17 protein-coding genes and 1 pseudogene are annotated in these 20,491 nt (G+C 49.6%); 10 read left to right on the top strand and 8 right to left on the bottom strand.

Going from position 1 to position 20,491, the window contains the following annotated elements; translation table 11 throughout:
* Positions 1-199 precede the first annotated feature (199 nt).
* A pseudogene (ppiB, locus tag DSM2777_RS20315) lies at positions 200-693 on the top strand (peptidylprolyl isomerase B).
* 10 nt (positions 694-703) lie between these two features.
* Positions 704-1,429, top strand: a complete 726-nt coding sequence (locus DSM2777_RS20320; protein WP_061555007.1) for a UDP-2,3-diacylglucosamine diphosphatase — start codon at positions 704-706, stop codon at positions 1,427-1,429.
* Between the two features lie 18 nt (positions 1,430-1,447).
* On the opposite strand, the gene dnaC is transcribed toward DSM2777_RS20320, so the two are convergent.
* The 3 genes from dnaC to DSM2777_RS20335 all read right to left on the bottom strand — a co-directional run bounded on the left by dnaC (position 1,448) and on the right by DSM2777_RS20335 (position 4,357).
* Positions 1,448-2,176, bottom strand: coding sequence for a DNA replication protein DnaC (gene dnaC / locus DSM2777_RS20325; RefSeq protein WP_372338157.1), 729 nt, complete (start codon positions 2,174-2,176; stop codon positions 1,448-1,450).
* Positions 2,177-2,196: 20 nt separating this feature from the next.
* Complete coding sequence (gene dnaT / locus DSM2777_RS20330; RefSeq protein ID WP_046458615.1) at positions 2,197-2,760, bottom strand: primosomal protein DnaT; 564 nt, start codon at positions 2,758-2,760, stop codon at positions 2,197-2,199.
* 214 nt (positions 2,761-2,974) lie between these two features.
* Positions 2,975-4,357: a sensor domain-containing diguanylate cyclase gene (locus DSM2777_RS20335; protein WP_046458616.1), complete on the bottom strand. Its 1,383-nt coding sequence runs from the start codon at positions 4,355-4,357 to the stop codon at positions 2,975-2,977.
* 513 nt (positions 4,358-4,870) lie between these two features.
* Here DSM2777_RS20335 and purE point away from each other — a divergent pair.
* Complete coding sequence (purE, locus tag DSM2777_RS20340) at positions 4,871-5,395, top strand: 5-(carboxyamino)imidazole ribonucleotide mutase (protein WP_061555008.1); 525 nt, start codon at positions 4,871-4,873, stop codon at positions 5,393-5,395.
* Positions 5,392-6,462, top strand: a complete 1,071-nt coding sequence (purK, locus tag DSM2777_RS20345; protein ID WP_061555009.1) for a 5-(carboxyamino)imidazole ribonucleotide synthase — start codon at positions 5,392-5,394, stop codon at positions 6,460-6,462. The genes purE and purK overlap by 4 nt, the downstream gene beginning before the upstream one ends.
* Positions 6,463-6,517: 55 nt before the next feature.
* On the opposite strand, the gene DSM2777_RS20350 is transcribed toward purK, so the two are convergent.
* The 3 genes from DSM2777_RS20350 to ybbA all read right to left on the bottom strand — a co-directional run bounded on the left by DSM2777_RS20350 (position 6,518) and on the right by ybbA (position 11,266).
* Positions 6,518-7,936, bottom strand: coding sequence for a sensor domain-containing diguanylate cyclase (locus DSM2777_RS20350; RefSeq protein WP_061555010.1), 1,419 nt, complete (start codon positions 7,934-7,936; stop codon positions 6,518-6,520).
* 241 nt (positions 7,937-8,177) lie between these two features.
* Positions 8,178-10,583 (bottom strand): putative ABC transporter permease subunit YbbP, encoded by a 2,406-nt coding sequence (gene ybbP / locus DSM2777_RS20355; protein ID WP_061555011.1) that lies wholly within the window; start codon positions 10,581-10,583, stop codon positions 8,178-8,180.
* Positions 10,580-11,266, bottom strand: coding sequence for a putative ABC transporter ATP-binding protein YbbA (gene ybbA / locus DSM2777_RS20360; RefSeq protein ID WP_040044494.1), 687 nt, complete (start codon positions 11,264-11,266; stop codon positions 10,580-10,582). Before ybbA ends, ybbP begins: the two co-directional genes overlap by 4 nt.
* On the opposite strand from ybbA, the gene tesA reads away from it, so the two are divergent.
* From tesA to DSM2777_RS20390, 6 genes are all read left to right on the top strand, one after another.
* A complete protein-coding gene (gene tesA, locus DSM2777_RS20365) occupies positions 11,237-11,875 on the top strand; it encodes a multifunctional acyl-CoA thioesterase I/protease I/lysophospholipase L1 (RefSeq protein WP_061555012.1) in 639 nt (212 codons plus the stop codon). The two genes, ybbA and tesA, sit on opposite strands and share 30 nt — an antisense overlap.
* 54 nt (positions 11,876-11,929) lie before the next feature.
* A complete protein-coding gene (locus DSM2777_RS20370) occupies positions 11,930-12,703 on the top strand; it encodes an SDR family oxidoreductase (protein ID WP_061555013.1) in 774 nt (257 codons plus the stop codon).
* A gap of 74 nt (positions 12,704-12,777) precedes the next feature.
* On the top strand, positions 12,778-13,632 hold the full coding sequence (locus DSM2777_RS20375) for a co-chaperone YbbN (protein WP_061555014.1): 855 nt from the start codon (positions 12,778-12,780) through the stop codon (positions 13,630-13,632).
* A 373-nt stretch (positions 13,633-14,005) separates the two neighbouring features.
* A complete protein-coding gene (hutU, locus tag DSM2777_RS20380; RefSeq protein ID WP_061555015.1) occupies positions 14,006-15,694 on the top strand; it encodes a urocanate hydratase in 1,689 nt (562 codons plus the stop codon).
* Complete coding sequence (gene hutH, locus DSM2777_RS20385) at positions 15,694-17,229, top strand: histidine ammonia-lyase (RefSeq protein WP_061555016.1); 1,536 nt, start codon at positions 15,694-15,696, stop codon at positions 17,227-17,229. Before hutU ends, hutH begins: the two co-directional genes overlap by 1 nt.
* 101 nt (positions 17,230-17,330) lie before the next feature.
* Complete coding sequence (locus DSM2777_RS20390; protein WP_061555017.1) at positions 17,331-18,764, top strand: amino acid permease; 1,434 nt, start codon at positions 17,331-17,333, stop codon at positions 18,762-18,764.
* Between the two features lie 171 nt (positions 18,765-18,935).
* Here the strand turns inward: DSM2777_RS20390 and DSM2777_RS20395 are convergent, their stop codons facing one another.
* On the bottom strand, positions 18,936-19,658 hold the full coding sequence (locus tag DSM2777_RS20395; protein ID WP_046359237.1) for an amino acid ABC transporter ATP-binding protein: 723 nt from the start codon (positions 19,656-19,658) through the stop codon (positions 18,936-18,938).
* Entirely contained in the window at positions 19,645-20,409 is a 765-nt protein-coding gene (locus DSM2777_RS20400) for an amino acid ABC transporter permease (protein WP_025800562.1), read from the bottom strand. Before DSM2777_RS20400 ends, DSM2777_RS20395 begins: the two co-directional genes overlap by 14 nt.
* Between the last annotated feature and the right edge of the window lie 82 nt (positions 20,410-20,491).

A 20,491-nucleotide genomic window follows, 5' to 3' on the forward strand; every position in this document is an offset into this window, starting at 1 on the left:
TTTCTTGTGTTCTTCTTTGTGCTATTTCACGTTTTCAGTTTTCACAGAGTTTTGCAGCCCACGGGGTATTTCCGTTATCGTAGTGATGTACCGTTAAGAAAGGCGATACGCTAACTGCGACAAAAGGGTGTCAGCGCCCTGCGCATCGGCTACAATCGCATTCTTTCGTCCTCTACATCAAAAAAACAGGATTATTGATATGGTTACTTTCCACACCAACCACGGTGACATCGTCATCAAAACTTTTGACGACAAAGCACCGGCTACCGTTGCCAACTTCCTGGAATATTGCCGTGAAGGTTTCTACGACAACACTATCTTCCACCGTGTTATCAACAGCTTCATGATTCAGGGCGGCGGCTTCGAACCTGGCATGAAACAAAAAGAAACCAAAGCTCCGATCAAAACGAAGCGAACAACGGTTTGAAAAACACCCGTGGCACGCTGGCAATGGCGCGTACCAACGACCCACATTCAGCAACTGCGCAGTTCTTCATTAACGTGGTTGATAACGATTTCCTGAACTTCCGTTCAGAACGTCCAGACGGTTGGGGCTATGCCGTCTTTGCCGAAGTCGTTGAAGGCTTAGACGTAGTAGACAAAATCAAAGCAGTCTCTACTGGCCGTAGCGGCATGCACCAAGATGTTCCACGTGAAGACGTGATCATCAAAAGCGTCACCGTAAGCGAATAATCGCTTCTTGATGCGCACGCTATTTATTGCAGATTTGCATCTTAGCGAACAGGAACCGGCGATTACCGCCGGTTTTCTGCGTTTTTTACAGCGCGATGCCTATCAGGCAGATGCTTTGTATATTCTCGGTGACTTTTTTGAATACTGGATTGGCGACGACGATCCACAGCCGCTGCACCGTGAAATTGCCACAGCATTACGCGATCTAACGGCTTCTGGCGTACCGTGCTATTTCATTCACGGCAACCGTGATTTCTTGATAGGTAAACGTTTCGCGCAGGAATGCGGTATGACGTTACTTCCGCAAGAAACGTTGTTAACGCTGTATGGACACCGCATTCTCATCATGCACGGTGATACACTGTGTATCGACGATGAAGACTACCAGCGCTACCGCCGTAAAGTGCACAACCCGCTTATTCAAACGTTGTTCTTATGGCTACCTCTGCGTACACGCTTAAATATCGCGGCCAAAATGCGCGATCGCAGTCAGATGACCAACGGTGATAAATCTGACGCCATCATGGACGTCAATCAACATGCGGTTATAGAAGCGTTAGAGAGAAATCAGGCCGAGTGGCTGATTCATGGGCATACTCACCGCCCAGCGATTCATGATATCTCCATGCCGAACGGTAAGCTTGCAAAACGGGCCGTACTGGGCGCATGGCACTATCAAGGATCGATGATAAGCGTTACGCCCGCAGGTATTGAACTGATTGAGTTCCCTTTCTAAAAGCGCCTTAAACTGGCGCTAGTATTCGTTGCCCACGACGCGGCTACGATAGCTTTCCCAATCAAAATTAACCCATAAACTGTTACCTAAGCTCATACGATCCATCACGCGTTCGCCGAGCAACGTATTCATGCTCTGCACGTTTAGGTTAGACAGCATACCGGTTGGTCGTTTAGACGATGAGCGACGGTCGACAATTTGATTGATGATCACTTTTTCATAGCGAGATTCGGTCTGCACACCAATTTCATCAATAACCAGCAAATCCACCGCGCTGAGATCCTCTAACAGGCGCTCTTCGGTAGTATCGCTGTTACCGCTAAACGTCCCCTTCATGCTCGACATCAAATCCGCTACGGTGACGATAAGCACTGACTTATTGCGTAAAATCAGATCGTTGCCAATAGCCGCAGCCAGATGATTTTTACCTGTACCAGGCTTACCGGAAAACACAAAGCTTGCGATATTGCCGTCAAATTCAGCAGCATATTGGCGAGCACGTTCCAGCGCGATGCGCTGCCCTTCGCACTCAACACGATAATTATCAAACGAGCAGTTCATATGCAGAGGGCGAATCCCTGAGCGCTTGAAAACGCGCTGCATTTTCATTGCCTGATTCTCACGCGAAATGGCTTCTGAACGTTTACGCCCTTCTTCTTCCTGCCAAATGCGCCATTCCTCGGCGTTAGTAAACTTTGGCTCAACGTGAGCAGGCATCATTTTCTTCAATCTCTGCATCAGGTTCATGCTAGCGGCATCTTTCATCATTAACCTCTGAAACCTTTAGGGATGGAATAATCTTGTTCGCCTATGTCATTGATATCACGTTTTGGCTGACCACCGTTACTCATGCGATTTTGCTGCACGCTGCGTGCGAGTTTCTGCTGCCATTGCACATGATGGAAGGCCTTCCCCTCCGCCTGCCAATAAGCAACAAAGGAGGCCAATTCAGTTGGGGTCACCGGTGAGGTCAAAATGCATCCCCACATTGCCGCCATACGCAAAAAGTCAGCGTCGGGCTGCCATCCTGCGTACATCACAAACTTACCTAGCGGTGTTGGAATATTCTGTGCGGCAGGAACAGCGGCATCGTGGCTAAAATCATCATTAAACAGAGACTCTTCAAGAGTAACATCTGAATTTGCGCGGCCAGCCGCTTCTTCAATAGCCAACAGCTCAGCCATTCTCTCTGGTGTCACTGCGTAAAAAATTGGCATGTTGTTATCGAGCACAGTCATTATTCCACGATCGCCGGATTTTAACGCCGTCGCCGGATCGCGGCTAAATGAATCTAAGCTCGTAATAGAAGAGGCCAAAATTTTGACAGACATGTTTTCTTTTTACTCTGATGAAGTGTGAACTGATAAAACGAACAACGGTGTATACCGTCCAAATACCACGCGCCCGAGGGGTTTTTAGCCCTGAGCTATCTGGCGGTATATTACCAGTCCATACAGTATAAATCAGTCTTATCTCGAACGAGAGAAGGAATGAAATGACCACACGAATGAGAAAGCGCGGAATTCCTGATAATTCAGCGAAAAACTAAGCCACTGTGTGCTCAAAATCGGAGATAGGATGCGAGTACACCACAACACGATTTCGCCCACCTTTTTTGGCTTGATACATCGCAGCATCAGCTCGAGATACGCTCTCATCTGCGCTGAGATGCTGATCGGTGATGGTGTACACACCGATGCTAACGGTGACTTTTTCTGGGCCACCGTGCACATGGACCTCTTCTGACACACGATTGCGAATATTTTCAGCAATTCTAGACGCTGACTTTGTATTTAATCCTTTAAGAATAATGGCAAACTCTTCGCCACCATAACGCGCAACCACATCCGTTTTACGCACCGATGCCACCATCGTATCAGCAACACGACGAATCACTTTGTCGCCAACAGGATGACCGTAGCCGTCATTGATACTTTTAAAATGGTCGATATCAATGAAAAACAGAGAAATCGGTGATACTTCCGAAGCGCCTTTGATTCGGCTAGCCAACCTGTTGTCAAAGTAACGCCGATCATACAGATGAGTGAGGGAGTCACGGATCGACTTCTCATAAGATTCGAGGTAATCCTCTAACCCCTTTTGATAAAGCTTGTAGATGTCGTAAATAAACGCCAAAACAACGAACAGCGTAGCCAATACCTCAAATAAATGAGAACCATACCATGCCAGTGAAGTCACGTATGCGCTACGCCACATCAGCAAGATACTGCCAAGAAACGCTACGCAGCTGAGACTAAGGCTAAACCAAAACCCATTAACCAACTTAGTAAAGAAAACGACCGTAAATGTCGTTATTACCCAAATAATGATTAAGGCATTGCCAATATGTGAACTCCACAAACGGCGATAGTTCAGTTCGTCCGGTTCAATTATCGGCAATTGTAATATGTTATTATTGCTGATAATAACGACAGCAAAACCCACTGCTATCAATATAACTAAAGTACAACTCGCCGTTACGGTGCTTTTATTAACATAATTATATTTATTTTTTATATAAAATAGCACCGAGAGTAAAAACAACACGGCCATTGAAAAACTGCGAATAACAAAATCCACGGCTAAAGCATTTGCACTTTCTTTAATATTAGACTCGGAAATTAAAACACCAGGATATATAAACAGACTATTCGCGAGGAATAAGCTCGATAGTCCATAGGCACTGGCTATAGCGATCAGGTGTAAATGTGTGTTATTGAAGTGAAAACGAATCAAAATAATAATCGTTAAAAACATATGTAAAACAAAGACAATAGCGGTAGATACAGGGAAGAACGAGCGTAAAACGTCAAAGCGATGGGCGCCAAAGCGGATAAAAAATGCAAATAGACAAAATAGTAATAGGAAAGAAACAAAACTAAGAAAATGGCCTTTTGCCAGAAATGATGATTTTCCGTTTTCTAACATAGCGAACATCCTGTTCTCTAACCGCCATTAAGGTTAAGTTATATTTTCGTGTTATTAATTTAATAACTGCTGTATACCATTATATAAACTGGCATTCAATAGATTAAATCAATCATTACAAATTAAATCCACGTCATTAATTAAATTTATAGTACAACTGCAATAGATCGAATTATTATATATTTTAAAGTTAATAAATAAGTAGGAAGTTTATTCAGTTAGTCGTTCATTAAAGCATGATGGAAAATTAATCAAATAACTCAATATTATTATAGCCAAAATTTTTCAGGCTATTATTACAATATATCTCAGAAACATAGCCCTGCAAAAAACGACTGCACGATGTACATAACGTTGGTATCAAAAGGGTCACTTTCAGCATCAAAACTCAACGACGGCGATGCTACGCAACCGTTTTCGTCACTATAAACACGTGATATACTTCGCGCCTCTTTACTTGCTCAGCGCAGCTGGGTTACCAAAGTTAGTTCGTTAAACAGGAGCTTGCCATCAATGTCAGCCAATGTTGTTCCGGCTAACCCATCCGAGGCAAAAATTGCCATCGTTATGGGTTCCAAAAGCGATTGGGCTACCATGCAGTTTGCCGCCGAAGTTTTGACCCAGCTTGATGTTAAGTTCCATGTCGAAGTGGTTTCCGCTCACCGAACTCCTGACAAACTCTTTAGCTTTGCCGAACAGGCCAGCGAACGAGGTTTTGACGTCATTATCGCCGGTGCCGGTGGCGCAGCACATTTGCCAGGCATGCTGGCGGCAAAAACATTAGTTCCTGTACTCGGCGTGCCCGTGCAAAGCGCTGCGCTTAGCGGCGTAGACAGCCTCTATTCCATTGTGCAAATGCCGCGCGGTATCCCTGTTGGCACACTGGCTATTGGCAAAGCTGGCGCAGCAAACGCGGGATTATTGGCGGCTCAAATTTTAGCACTGCATGATCCGATGCTCGCACGTCGTATAGCGGCATGGCGTCAGGCACAAACAGATGAAGTGCTGGCGCATCCCGATCCACGGGAGGAAGCATGAAGCCCGTTTGTGTTTTAGGAAATGGCCAGCTTGGCCGCATGCTACGTCAGGCGGGTGAACCGCTGGGGATCACTGTTTTCCCCGTCGGGCTCGACGTTGATCCCGAAGCCGTTCCTTGGCAACAAGGCGTTATTACGGCTGAAATTGAACGCTGGCCAGAAACCCCGTTAACCCGCGAATTAGCTCGCCACAATGGTTTTGTTAACCGTGATATTTTTCCACGTCTAGCCGATCGTTTAACGCAAAAGCAGCTGTTGGATGAGCTGAACTTAGCCACCTCGCCATGGCAGCTACTAGCTTCAGCAAGCGAATGGCCAGAAGTCTTCGCCAATATCGGCCAATTCGCGATAGTGAAGCGCCGCACCGGCGGTTACGATGGACGTGGTCAATGGCGAATTCGCCCCGGTGATGAGGCTGAATTACCGACAGATGCTTACGGTGAATGTATCGTTGAGCAAGGCATCAACTTTTCTGGCGAGGTGTCATTAGTCGGCGCCCGCGCCCATGATGGCCATTGTGTGTTTTATCCTTTGACGCACAACCTGCATGAAGATGGTATTCTGCGAACTAGCGTCGCCCTTCCACAGCCAAATGCTCAGCTTCAGCAACAGGCAGAGCAGATGCTTAGCGCTATCATGAATGAACTGGGTTACGTCGGCGTGATGGCGATGGAGTGCTTTGTGGTAGGGGACAGCTTACTGATTAACGAACTTGCACCACGCGTCCATAACAGCGGCCACTGGACTCAGAATGGTGCATCGATAAGCCAGTTTGAATTGCATCTGCGCGCTATTCTGGATCTGCCACTCCCAACTCCCGTGGTCAGTACGCCTTCGGTCATGGTTAATTTGATTGGTACCGAGCTGAACTATGAGTGGATGTCACAGCCGTTAGTGCATCTTCATTGGTACGATAAAGAAGTACGCTCAGGGCGTAAGGTTGGCCATCTCAATTTAAATGACGCTAACGCTTCGCTTCTGGCCACTGCGTTAAGTGAGCTTACGTCACAGCTACCGGCGGAATATCACAGCGGGCTGCGTTGGGCACAGCAAAAACTTCTCGCCTGATTTTAGCCATCAAAAACGGAGCCCAAAGGCTCCGTTTTTACTTCACAAAGATAAACTACGTATATATTGGCCTCAATGGCGCTGAATTTTCACGCCCCATTATTTCTGCGGTACGCGCCGAATAGATAACCACACGATCGCGCCCTTCTTGCTTGGCTTGATACATGGCCTCGTCAGCGCGGGCAACGCATTGTTCAGCGGTAAGCTCATTTCCCACCACGGTATAAATACCAATGCTGATAGTAATTTTCTCAGGAACATCCTGACCGTATGGCGAGTCCTGATGATGGCAAATTTTAGCACGTATTTTCTCTGCAATTTCTAACGCATCATCTCGGCTAACACCATCGAGCATCACCGAAAACTCCTCGCCACCAATCCGCGCCGCAATATCTGTCTTGCGTATCGAATTCTGCAAAGTTTTAGCCACATACTGAATCACACGGTCACCGGTAACATGCCCGTAAATATCATTAATACGTTTGAAATGATCAATATCGGCCACCAGCAAGGTAATTGGCGCATTTGTTGATGCACTCTGCATTCGATTAACTAAAGAATCATAGTAGTAGCTGCGATTATATAAACGCGTCATCGGATCGCGAATAGAATTATTATAGGAAATCTTATAGTCGATACGTGCTTTTTGATAGAGTTTAAAAATATCAAATAAGAAAGCCAGCATGACAACAAACGTGGCAAGCACTTCAAAAAGATGAGCGCCATACCATGCTAGAGAGGTCAAATATTCGCTGCCGCTAAGCAGCATCGTGCTCCCTAAGAAAGCCATACAGCTAAGACTTAGACTTGCCCAAAAGTTATTCTTCACACCGGCAAACCACATTACTGCACAGGTTGTACCGCCCCAGAGTAAAACCAGATAGAGCCCAACGGATGAGTTCCAAAACTGCTGATAAGAAAGGCTTCCCTCATCAACAATCGGCAGGCTTAAAACTAAGCTATGGCTAGAAACAAAATAGGCGGTAGACAGCAGAATAATCGTCAAGCACGTGCAGAGAGCCGTAACCGAAACCATATTAATAAATCGGTTATTCCATAAACGATAAACAACTAAAGATAAAAGGAAAAATATCGCCATGCTGGCACTACGAAAGATAAAATAGATGGCCAAATCATTAGCGTTAGTACCAATTCCACCCTCGGTGAAAATAACTCCCGGATAACTAAGCAGTTTACTCATGAGGTAAAGAGAAGAGATACCATAAGCAAATGCAAGCACAACCAAATAAAGGTGTTTTCTATCAACACTAAACTTCATCAGCATAAACAACGCTAACAAAACATTCAGAATAAGCGTTACTGATGTGGAAACAGGGAATAATGCCTCTAATGCGGGAAGTCGGATATAGCCAAACATTCGAAATAGAACAAAAAGCACAACCAATAATATGATTGAAAAAATTACAAACTTATTTATCTTAATAGATCCAGTGTTAACCTCAGATCGTTTCATATTTAAATTCCTTTTAAATATTAACTACTCGTCCATATATCCTATAAAAATCTCATAACCTGATGTTACTTATGAACTGCATCACATGCAATTATTCGCACCAAAAACATATACTTTTACCGAATAAACGAGCTAACACCTCGGAATTTATATGGCTATAAGCCCATAAAGTGGGTATTAATAAAGTAATTAATTGAATTATATATCAATGAGCACGCCAATAACGGCGTGCTCATATTCGTTATCGCTTAAGCAAACGAGCACCTAAGAAACCACCACACAATGAAAGCAACAGCGCTCCGCTAATAGGAACTAAAGCCCACATTAAGTAATTCGGCTGCCACGGAAAATCAAATACCTGTCGTTGCAGCAACCACAATGCCACTTCGGCACCAGCCGCCGCCGCAATACCAGACACCAATCCTAATAAGGCAAATTCGCTCCACAGCGTGCGGCGCAGCAAACGCATTCCCGCCCCCAGAGTACGATAAACCCTGAGCTCCTGTCGGCGTTGCTGCATACCCACCTGCACCTGCGCCATTAATAGCAATACGCCGCAGATAATTACCAGAATCACCATCACTTCTAATGCACGGCTTACCTGCTGTAACACCTGACTCGCCTGTTGCAATATCGCACCAATATCAAGCAGGCTCAGCGTTGGAAATTGCCGATTAAGCTGAGTCAACAGCTGTTCGTTGCCCACATAGCGGAAACTGGTTAGCCACGTTTGCGGCTGGCCATCCAAGGCGTGCGGAGGGAAAATGAAGTAGAAGTTTGGCCGCAGGCTTTCCCAATCAACCTTGCGTAGGCTAGTGATTTTGGCGCTAAAATTTTGCGTATCGCCACTAAACGTCACCTCATCACCGATTCCCAAGCCAAGGCGTTCGGCAATTCCCTGCTCGATGGAAACCTCGCCGGTCTTCGGTGGCCAATACCCCGCCGTTAACGGATTATGATCCGGTAACTTATCTTGCCACGTCAGATTCAGCTCACGGTTAACCGCTTCACCGCCCGGCGCATCTTCAGCAATTAATTTAGTCGCTTCATGCCCGTTAATTTCAGTTAAACGCACACGCACCACGGGATAAAATGTACGCGCCTCAACCTGATGTTGCTCAAGGAAATTTTTTACCAGCGGAACCTGCTGCTCCGTCATATTCATCAGAAAATAGTTCGGGCTGTCCGGCGGCAATTGCTGCTGCCAACGATCAAGTAAATCACCGCGCAATACGAGCAGCAAAGCCAAAAGCATGAACGACAGTGAGAACGCCGCCAGTTGACTGATTGTCGCCGCTGGTTGGCGCAATAAACGGTTAACCGCTAAACGTAACGCCAAATTCTTAAGCGTGAGCCTACGCAGAACAACTAACCCTCCCCAGCCCACCACGCTAAGCAGAAACGCCAGTGCCACCATGCCCAACAGCAGTGACCACAGCAGCGTGCTCAGCCCAACTAACGATATCAACCCCGCAACTAAAATCAGTGCCGTGATCGGAAGGTAATAACGCAGCGGCCACACCACGCGAAACGCATCGCTACGCAGCACGCGCAACGGCTGAGTGGCTATCAGCTGGCGATAAGGTCTTAACCCAACCACCAGCGAAATCAGAACCATGCCCCCTAGCGCCCAAACCCAAGGCCAGCCTCCCGCAGCAGGCAGTTCGGCCGGTAACACAGGAGCCAACAAGCGGATCAATAGCGCTTCAAACAAGAGTCCTAGCGCGCTTCCCGCAACACCAGATACCAGCAGCAAGGCCAACCATTGTCCCGCAATTAAACGCAGCAGCGTTTTACGCCCGGCACCGAGCGTTTTTAGGATCGCCACCAGTTCATAGCGACTGCGGCAATAATGGTTCATCGCAACGGTGACAGCCGCCACCGCAAGTAAAAGCGTGAGTAACGCGGATAACAGCAAAAATTGCTGCGAGCGCTGCAATGATTTACCCAGCGTCCCGCCCGATTCCTCCAGCCCAAACAGTTTTTGGTCAGGCTTCAGCTTTGGTGTCAGATACTGCGTAAACCGTTCGATAGCATCAGCAGGGCCGGCAAACATATAGCGATAGCTCAGGCGACTGCCCGGCTGCACCGCGCCCGTTTTATCAACATCGGCGAGATTGATAAGAATTCTTGGCGCAGTTTGAAACGGATTAAACCCGTTATCAGGCTCTTGCACTACCACACCAGCCACTTTTAGCGTTGCGTCCCCCACATCTAAGCTATCCCCCACCTTTAAATTTAGCAGCGAGAGCAAACGTGAGGCGACCAGCACTTCGCCCGGCTCAGGGCGTAATCCGGCAGGTTGCGTAATTAGCTCACCGTACAGCGGATAAAGCGTGTCGGTTGCCTTTACATCCGCCAGCTGCGGTCTATCTCCGGCAAACGTCATGGTGGTAAACGAAAGCTGGCGGCTTACGTTTAACCCATCGTGCTTAGCCTGCGTTAGCCACTGTTCATCGGCAGGATGTGCGCTGCGCAATACTTTATCACCGGCCAGAAAATCACGGCTTTGTTGACTCAGCCCGCGCTCCATTCGATCACTGATACTTCCTAGCGCCAAAACGCAGGCCACCGCCAACGTTAAAGCCATCCACACAATCAATAGCGAAGGCGATTTCCACTCGCGCCAAAACCAACGCAGAATCATGCTTCCTCCTGCAACACGCCTTCAACCAAGCGCATACGCCGCTGGCATCTTGCGGCCAACTGAGGATCGTGAGTCACCAGAATCAACGTGGTATCAAAATCGGTATTCAGGGAAAACAGGAGATCGGCGATACGATCGCCGGTGTGGCGATCGAGATTGCCGGTTGGCTCATCGGCAAATAGTACTTTGGGACGTCCGCTAAACGCACGCGCCAACGCCACGCGCTGCTGTTCTCCTCCAGAAAGCTGTGCGGGTAGATGATTCAAACGCTTGCCCAGTCCGAGCTGCTCTAACAGCTGCACCGCCTGTTGACGGCTTTGACGATCGCTATCGCCGCGCAGCAGCGCCGGGAGCTGAACGTTTTCCAATGCCGTGAGCGTGGGCACCAGCATGAAAGACTGAAACACAAAGCCAACGTCACGTGCACGCAGCGCCGCCCGTTGTTCCTCGTCCATTTGATCTAAACGCTGGCCTAAAAGGGAAACCTCCCCACGCGTTCCATCATCTAAACCGGCTAAAATCCCCAGCAGCGTTGATTTACCCGAGCCCGACTCGCCAATTAACGCTAATGTCTGCGCCGGTTTGACAACCAGCTCAACTCCGGTAAGGATGGAAAGCTGACTATCACCTTGACCAACCTCTTTGGCTAAATGATGAACTTCAAGAACATTTTCCGTTGGCATATCCCTTTCCTTCTTCTATTCAGCCTGTTATGTGGGCGGGCAATGGCCGCTGATACATTGTTAATATTAGGCGACAGCCTGAGCGCAGGCTATCGGTTGCCGATTGCAGATTCATGGGCCACGCGTCTTGCGCAGCAATGGCAAAAAACAACGCCGCCGGTTTCCGTGGTCAATGGTAGCATCAGCGGTGATACAGCCGATCAAGGTCTTGCTCGGCTCCCCGCGTTGTTGAAACAACATCAGCCGCGCTGGGTATTGATCGAACTCGGCGCTAACGATGGGCTAAGAGGCTTTGCTCCTGCCGATATCGAAACGGCCTTAGACAAAATCATTACTCAGGTACAACAGGCCAAAGCGCAGCCACTGCTGATGCAAATTCGGCTACCGCCTAACTATGGCCGCCGCTACACCGAAGCCTTTGCAGCCGTTTATCCTAAACTCGCAAAACAGCATCAAATACCGCTTATTCCATTCTATATGGAGCAAGTCGCGTTAAAACCCGAGTGGATGCAGCAGGACGGATTACACCCAAACGGCGAAGCACAGCCGTTTATTGCGCAATGGATGAGCGAACAGCTTCACCCCTTGCTGACGAATCCCCATCAGTAATGTTTTAATTAAACATCTTTAACGCCGTGCCAACAGGTTTACATAGGTAAAGTTATGCAAAAAGCCATCCTTATCACCGGCTGCTCCAGCGGAATTGGACTTACCGCAGCACAGGATCTCCGCAACCGGGGATATCGCGTGTTAGCCGCTTGTCGCAAACCGCAGGACGTTGAGGTGATGCGAGATTTAGGCATGGAAGGTATTGAGCTGGATTTGGACGACAGCGCGAGCGTAGAGCGCGCCGCGGCCGAAGTGATTCGTATCACTGAAGGACGCCTTTATGCGCTGTTTAATAACGGCGGCTTTGGCCTTTACGGCCCACTTAACACCATCAGCCGAGCCGAACTAGAACGGCAGTTTGCCACTAACCTTTTTGGCACCCACCAGCTCACCCAGCTTTTATTGCCCATTATGCTGCCACACGGTGAAGGCCGAATTATTCAAACCAGTTCGGTGATGGGACTCGTCTCCACGCCTGGACGTGGCGCTTATGCCGCAAGCAAATTTGCGCTTGAAGGCTGGTCTGATGCATTGCGAATGGAGCTGCACGGCAGCGGCATCCATGTTTCTCTGATTGAGCCGGGCCCGATAAATACCCGCTTCACCAGCAATGTGCATCAGATGGAAAAAGATAAACCAGTGACCAATCCAGGCATTGCGGCACGTTTTACGCTCACGCCTGATGCCATTCTGCCTAAGCTGCATCATGCCTTAGAAAGCAAAAGACCAAAACTTCGTTATCCGGTCACGCTGGTCGCGCACGCACTGACCTTACTGCGCCGTATCTTGCCAGGAAGATTACTCGACAAGGTTCTGCGTGGTAATTAACGGCTTGGCATTGCAAACGGCCAGATAAGCCCCATATCGTTTTTATATGTTTAAGCGTCTGAGAGAACAAAAGAATGCTAAATAATTCCGTGATCACCGTTACCGAAGCCAACCTACATCAGACGCTAGAGCAGTCTGCGTCTATTCCGGTGCTGTTCTACTTCTGGTCTGAACGCAGCCAGCATTGCCTGCAGCTCAACCCGATTCTCGACAAACTCGCGTCAGAATACGCAGGCCAGTTCGTGCTGGCTAAAGTTGACTGCGACGCAGAGCAAATGGTGGCCTCACAGTTTGGCCTGCGTGCCATCCCAACAGTTTATCTCTTTAAAGATGGCCAGCCTGTGGATGGCTTCCAAGGGCCACAGTCTGAAGAGTTCATCCGCGAGCTGTTAGGCCGCTTCTTACCGAAAGAAGAAGAGTTGAAAGCCGCACAGGCAGCAGAATTTATCGCCGAAGGCAAAATGGCGGAAGCCTTACCACTGCTGAAAGAAGCGCGTGCGTTGGATTCAAAACACAGCGACATCGCGCTGATGCTGGCCGAAGTGCAGATCGCGCTTAACCGCAGCGATGAAGCAGAAGCCGTGCTAGCAACTATCCCAATGCAGGATCAGGACTCTCGCTATCAAGGCCTCGTGGCGCAAATCGAATTACTGAAACAAGCCGCCGATACCCCTGAGATTCAGCTGCTGCAAAAACAAGTAGAAGCAGAACCTGAAAATGCGGTCATTGCCTCTCAGCTGGCTTTACAGCTGCATCAGGTCGGACGCAACGAAGAGGCTCTTGAGCTGCTGATGGTTCATCTACGCAAAGATCTCACCGCCGCCGACGGTGCTGCGCGTAAAACCCTGATGGACATTCTTGCCGCGTTAGGAAACGGTGATGCACTGGCGTCTAAGTACCGGAAACAGCTGTATTCATTGTTGTATTAATCTTTCTCTCGGCCTCCCCCATCTCTGGGGGAGAAGCAGATCGCGTTTCCATACAATCTATCTCGCCTGTCCTAATCCCCCTTGTGAAGGAAAGGATTAGGATAGGGTCATCACCTGTGATCCCCTTCCCAATTTCTATACAAACTCTCCCGTAGCAACGCCCCAAAAAGATGCTCAATTAAGAAATTAATTCGTTGTTTTATCTGTAAATACTTTTCTTCTTCACGTCCTTATTCCTTTAAGTCGCTCGCATAAAATCTATTTGCATATACTTGTCTATACAAGTATATGTTAATCAATAACGGCTTTTGTTAAACACTAGTTAACTAGTAAATCCTGATATCTGAACTGATAACGCGAAAGGAAAATAAAAGTGACTCTTCCAAACCGACTGCGTGAAATCGACATCCGCGCCCCGCGTGGTACTCAACTCAATGCCAAAAGCTGGCAGACCGAAGCACCATTGCGCATGCTAATGAATAATCTCGATCCTGAAGTTGCCGAAAATCCTCATGAATTAGTGGTTTATGGCGGCATCGGGCGCGCAGCACGCAACTGGGAGTGCTACGATAAAATCGTTGAAACACTAAAAAAATTAAACGACGACGAAACTCTGCTGGTGCAATCTGGCAAACCCGTTGGCGTATTCAAAACCCACAGCAATGCACCGCGCGTATTGATTGCTAACTCCAATCTGGTACCTCACTGGGCAACGTGGGAACACTTCAATGAGCTCGATGCCAAGGGCTTGGCAATGTATGGCCAAATGACCGCTGGCAGCTGGATTTACATCGGTAGCCAAGGCATCGTTCAGGGCACCTATGAAACGTTTGTGGAAGCAGGCCGCCAGCATTACAACGGCGATCTGACCGGTCGTTGGGTTCTGACCGCAGGCTTAGGCGGCATGGGTGGCGCTCAGCCGCTAGCCGCAACCATGGCAGGGCTGACGTCATTGAACATCGAATGCCAGCAAAGCCGTATCGACTTCCGTTTGAAAACGGGCTACGTCGACGAACAGGCAACCGATCTGGATGACGCGCTGGCACGCATCAAACGTTATACCGACGCTGGCAAAGCTATCTCTATTGCCCTTTGCGGGAATGCGGCAGAAATTCTGCCTGAATTAGTTCGTCGCGGTGTACGCCCAGACATGGTGACTGACCAAACCAGCGCACACGACCCGCTCAATGGCTATTTGCCGAAAGGCTGGACGTGGGAAGCGTATCGCGAGCGAGCACAGGCCGAGCCCGCATTCGTGGTGAACGCCGCTAAAGAGTCCATGGCTGAGCACGTTGAAGCCATGCTGGCTTTCCAAAAGATGGGCATTCCAACCTTTGACTATGGCAACAACATCCGCCAGATGGCCAAAGAGATGGGCGTGACTAACGCTTTCGACTTCCCCGGTTTTGTCCCAGCTTACATTCGCCCACTGTTCTGCCGTGGCGTAGGCCCGTTCCGCTGGGCGGCATTGTCAGGCGATCCTGAAGATATCTTCAAAACCGATGCCATGGTCAAAGAACTTATTCCTGACGATGAACATCTGCATCACTGGCTGGATATGGCGCGTGAGCGCATTCACTTCCAAGGACTGCCAGCGCGTATTTGCTGGGTTGGCTTAGGCCAGCGCGCTAAGTTAGGTTTAGCTTTCAATGAAATGGTACGCAGCGGCGCGCTTTCCGCCCCTATTGTGATAGGTCGCGACCACTTAGACTCAGGCTCGGTTGCGAGTCCAAACCGCGAAACAGAATCCATGCAAGATGGTTCTGACGCCGTATCCGACTGGCCACTGCTGAACGCATTATTAAACACCGCCAGCGGAGCAACGTGGGTTTCACTGCATCACGGCGGCGGCGTGGGGATGGGCTTCTCTCAGCACTCCGGCATGGTTATCGTGTGCGATGGCACCGATGAAGCCGCTGAACGCATCGCCCGCGTCCTGCACAACGATCCCGCCACCGGCGTAATGCGTCATGCGGATGCTGGCTATGAGATCGCCATTGAATGCGCACACGAGCAGGGATTAAACCTGCCAATGATTACCTCAGCTCAGGGGAAAAAATAATGTACGAATTAATGCTCCAGCCAGGAAAAATCACCCTTAGCCAACTGCGTGAAATCTACCATCATCCGGTGCATATTCAGCTGCACAGCAGCGCGCGTGAGCCAATTCGTCAAAGCGTGGCCTGCGTCGAACGTATCGTGGCCGAAGGCCGTACCGCCTACGGCATCAACACCGGTTTTGGCCTGCTGGCTTCAACACGTATTGAAACCTGCGATTTAGAAAACCTTCAGCGCTCCATCGTACTTTCACATGCGGCGGGTGTAGGCAGTGCTAACGATGACGCGATCGTGCGTTTAATCATGGTGATGAAAATCAACAGCCTAGCGCGTGGCTTCTCGGGGATTCGTGAAGAAGTGCTGGACGCTTTGATTGCCTTGGTGAATGCCGAAGTGTATCCACATATTCCGGTAAAAGGCTCAGTCGGCGCCTCTGGGGATTTAGCCCCGCTGGCACACATGTGTCTGGTGCTGCTGGGTGAAGGTCAGGCGCGCTATCAAGGTGAATGGCTACCCGCCACACAGGCGCTGGAGAAAGCCGGTTTGAAACCTATTCAACTGGCAGCCAAAGAAGGGTTAGCATTACTTAATGGCACACAGGTTTCGACCGCCTATGCGCTTCGTGGCCTTTTCGACGCAGAAGATATGTATGCCTCTGCGTTAGTGTGCGGCGGTTTAACCGTTGAAGCCGTGCTAGGCTCACGCAGTCCGTTTGACGCCCGTATTCACGACGTGCGTGGACAAATTGGCCAAATCGACAGCGCCGCAGCCTACCGCCATCTGCTGGGTGAACGCAGCGAAGTCTCGGATTCCCATCACAACTGCGGAAAAGTGCAAGACCCCTATTCCCTGCGCTGCCAGCCACAGGTGATGGGCGCTTGCCTAACACAAATTCGTCAGGCCTCTGCGGTGCTTGAAATTGAGGCCAACGCCGTTTCCGATAACCCGTTGGTCTTTGCCGAGCAAAATGACGTGGTTTCTGGCGGCAACTTCCACGCAGAACCGGTGGCCATGGCGGCAGATAATCTGGCGCTGGCGTTGGCAGAAATCGGCGCGCTGTCTGAACGCCGAACTTCGTTGATGATGGATAAGCATATGTCGCAGCTGCCGCCATTCTTGGTGAACAACGGCGGCGTTAACTCTGGCTTTATGATTGCTCAGGTCACAGCGGCCGCGCTAGCCAGTGAAAACAAAGCCCTCGCGCATCCTTCTAGCGTCGATAGTTTACCGACTTCCGCTAATCAGGAAGACCACGTTTCGATGGCACCGGCAGCCGGTCGTCGGCTCTGGGAAATGGCAGAAAACGTGCGTGGGATTTTGGCTATTGAATGGCTTTCTGCCTGCCAAGGGCTGGATTTCCGCAATGGTTTAAAAACCAGCCCACGGTTAGAACAAGCACGTCAGCTGTTACGCGAAAGCGTGGCTTATTACGACAAGGATCGTTTCTTCGCCCCCGACATTGAAGCCGCCAGCCAGCTATTAGGTTCCGGTCAGCTTAAAGCGCTGATTCCTAGCGCGCTACTGCCTAGCCAAGCCTAAGTCCTCTCTCATTATCTGCAAAAAGTAAGAGCACGCAGGGTATATATTCTATACCCTGCGTCGGTAATCTGTACCTGCCGACCAATATGACGGGATAAAACATGCAAAATAATAATGAAACATCGCCCCTGCAACCTCACAACACTTCGCACCTCAAACGTGGTCTGAACGCACGCCACATTCGTTTTCTGGCCTTAGGCTCAGCCATCGGCACCGGTCTGTTTTACGGTTCTGCGGGCGCAATACAACTCGCTGGCCCCGCGGTTTTATTAGCCTACTTAGTGGGCGGACTCGCTGTTTTCATGGTGATGCGCGCGCTGGGGGAAATGGCGGTGCATCAGCCGGTATCCGGCTCCTTCGGTCACTATGCCAGCCGCTATCTTGGCCCGTTAGCCGGTTTTATCACCGGTTGGACATATACTTTTGAAATGGTGATTGTCGGCATGGCTGACGTCACCGCCTTCGGCATCTACATGGGGCTCTGGTTCCCCGATGTTTCCCAATGGATTTGGATGCTCAGCATCGTGTGCTTTATCGGTGCGTTGAACCTGTGCAGCGTTAAAGTATTTGGCGAAATGGAGTTTTGGCTCTCGCTGATTAAAGTGGTTGCGATTATCGCCATGATCGTCGGCGGCGGTGCCATTATGATGTTTGGCTTCGGCCAGCATGAACAGGCAACGGGTTTTAGTAATCTGTGGCAGCACGGCGGATTTATGCCAAATGGCATTACCGGCGTCATCGCTTCGCTAGCGGTGGTGATGTTTGCCTTTGGTGGGATAGAAATTATCGGCGTAACGGCGAGCGAAGCCCGCGATCCGGCCAAGGTAATCCCTAAAGCCATCAACACGGTTCCAGTTCGTATTTTGCTGTTTTATGTCCTCACGCTGATGGTATTAATGGCGATTTACCCATGGAATAGCATTGGCCAGCACGGTAGCCCGTTCGTTGAAATTTTTAAAAGCCTTGGGATTAGCTCTGCCGCTCACGTCCTCAACGTGGTAGTGATCACCGCGGCAATATCAGCCATCAACAGCGATATTTTTGGTGCAGGCCGCATGATGTATGGCATGGCAAAAGATGGTCAAGCGCCTCAGTGCTTTACCAAATTAACCGCGGGCGGTGTGCCGTGGATGACCGTTTTGGTGATGGCGATTGCGCTGCTCACGGGCGTGGTATTGAACTATCTGATCCCAGAAAAAGTCTTCCTGATCATCGCCTCTATCGCCACCTTTGCCACGGTATGGGTATGGCTGATGATCCTACTTTCTCAGGTGGCTATGCGCCGCCAGATGAGCAAGGAAGAAGTCGCTACGCTGAAATTCCCAGTGCCGTTCTGGCCGTTAGCGCCAGCGTTAACCATCATCTTCATGGCCTTCGTTATCGCGCTGCTCGGCTATTTTGAAGACAGCCGAGTCGCGCTCGCCGTAGGTGTGGTGTGGATGGCGCTGCTAACGTTGGCATGGTGGATTTGGGTGAGAAAACCGAAAGGTCAATCTGTGAGTGATTTTAATGCTGAAACTGAAGCGGATGTGTAGCTCAGCTAATCCCCCTCCCAGCCTCCCCCTTCGCAGGGGGAGGAGCAGATCGAGATTCTGCTCAACATTACCAGCCTCCCCCTTCACAGGGGGAGGAGCCGATCGAGTTTATGTCAGGCATCACTAATCGGTTCCCTCCCCTGCCAAGGGGAGAGTTAGGGTGGGGTCTGTCTAAAGAACCTTACTCAAAAATGCTGCCGTGCGTGGATTCTGTGGCGCGGTGAAAATCTGCTCCGGCGTGCCCTCTTCCTGAATGATGCCTTGGTCGATAAATACCACGCGGTCAGCGACTTCACGGGCAAAACCCATTTCATGAGTCACGATCACCATCGTCATTCCTTCAAGCGCCAGCTTCTTCATCACTTCCAACACTTCGCCAACCAGCTCAGGATCAAGCGCAGACGTCGGCTCATCAAAAAGAATAATCGAAGGATCCATCGCCATAGAACGTGCAATTGCTACGCGCTGCTGCTGCCCGCCAGATAAGCTAGCAGGCCATGCATCAATTTTGTCGAGTAGTCCCACCTTATCCAACAAAACCTCAGCGCGCTTGAGCGCATCGGCACGCGACATCCCTTTTATCGACATCGGCGCCATAATCAGATTGTCTAACACCGTCATATGCGGGAACAGGTTAAAACGCTGAAACACCATGCCAACGCTTTCGCGCATTTTGTTTAAATTTGTTTTGGGATTATGAACGTCAAAACCATTAACCGACACTTCGCCGCCGTCGGGTTTTTCTAATGCGTTGAGGCAGCGTAAAAACGTGCTTTTCCCCGATCCCGACGGGCCAATAATGCAAACCACCTCCTGCGGCTTGATATCGCAAGAGATCCCACGCAGGACGTGCGTTTCACCAAATTGCTTCTGCAAATTATCAACGTGAATCACTTTTGCTCAACCTCTTTTCCATATGTTGCACCAGCAGCGACAGGATGAACGTTAGCATCCAGTAAATCACTGAAATCGTTAGGTAGGGTTCCCAATAGGTCGCATATGCACCAGACACGGTACGTGCGGCATACGCAAGATCGGCCAAACCAATGGCAGAAGCCAATGAAGAGTCTTTAACGATAGCAATCGCGTTATTTCCTAACGGCGGGAGGATCCGGCGAAACGCCTGCGGCAAAATCACTTTGCGCATGGTTTTACCCCAGCTCATACCGAGTGCCCGCGAGGCCTCCATTTGGCCGTGATCGATAGATTGAATACCCGCACGGAAGATCTCCGACACATAAGCGCCGGCATTTAGCGTAATCGCCACGATACACGAGAGGAACGCGCCATAGTCTGAACGCAGCATGCGCGCAAAATCCACGGACATCAGCCCGCTCGTCACCAAAACACCATCACGCGGGTTTATTAACAGAGGAACGAGAGCAAAATGCACCACCATAATCTGTACAAACAACGGTGTGCCACGGAAAGCACTTACGTAGACACGTACAGGCCATTGTACAAAATAACGCAGCACGAAGCGCCACGGGCCATTTTCAGCCTTAGCCATTCTTCCTAGGCCTAAGGTTAGGCCCCAAAGCGTACCTAAAATCACACAGATAATGGTGCATTTGATGGTCATCCACGCGCCTTCAGCAAACAGCGGGGCATATTCCTGAATGATTTCCCAACGGAATCCGGTCATACAACTTTCCTGTTTATTGCATTTTTCTATTTATGACAGCAAGTTATAACAGCTATACCGGTTGCGCCCAGTCCATGAGCGC

The sequence above is a fragment of the Obesumbacterium proteus genome (assembly GCF_001586165.1).
Lineage (GTDB): Bacteria > Pseudomonadota > Gammaproteobacteria > Enterobacterales > Enterobacteriaceae > Hafnia > Hafnia protea.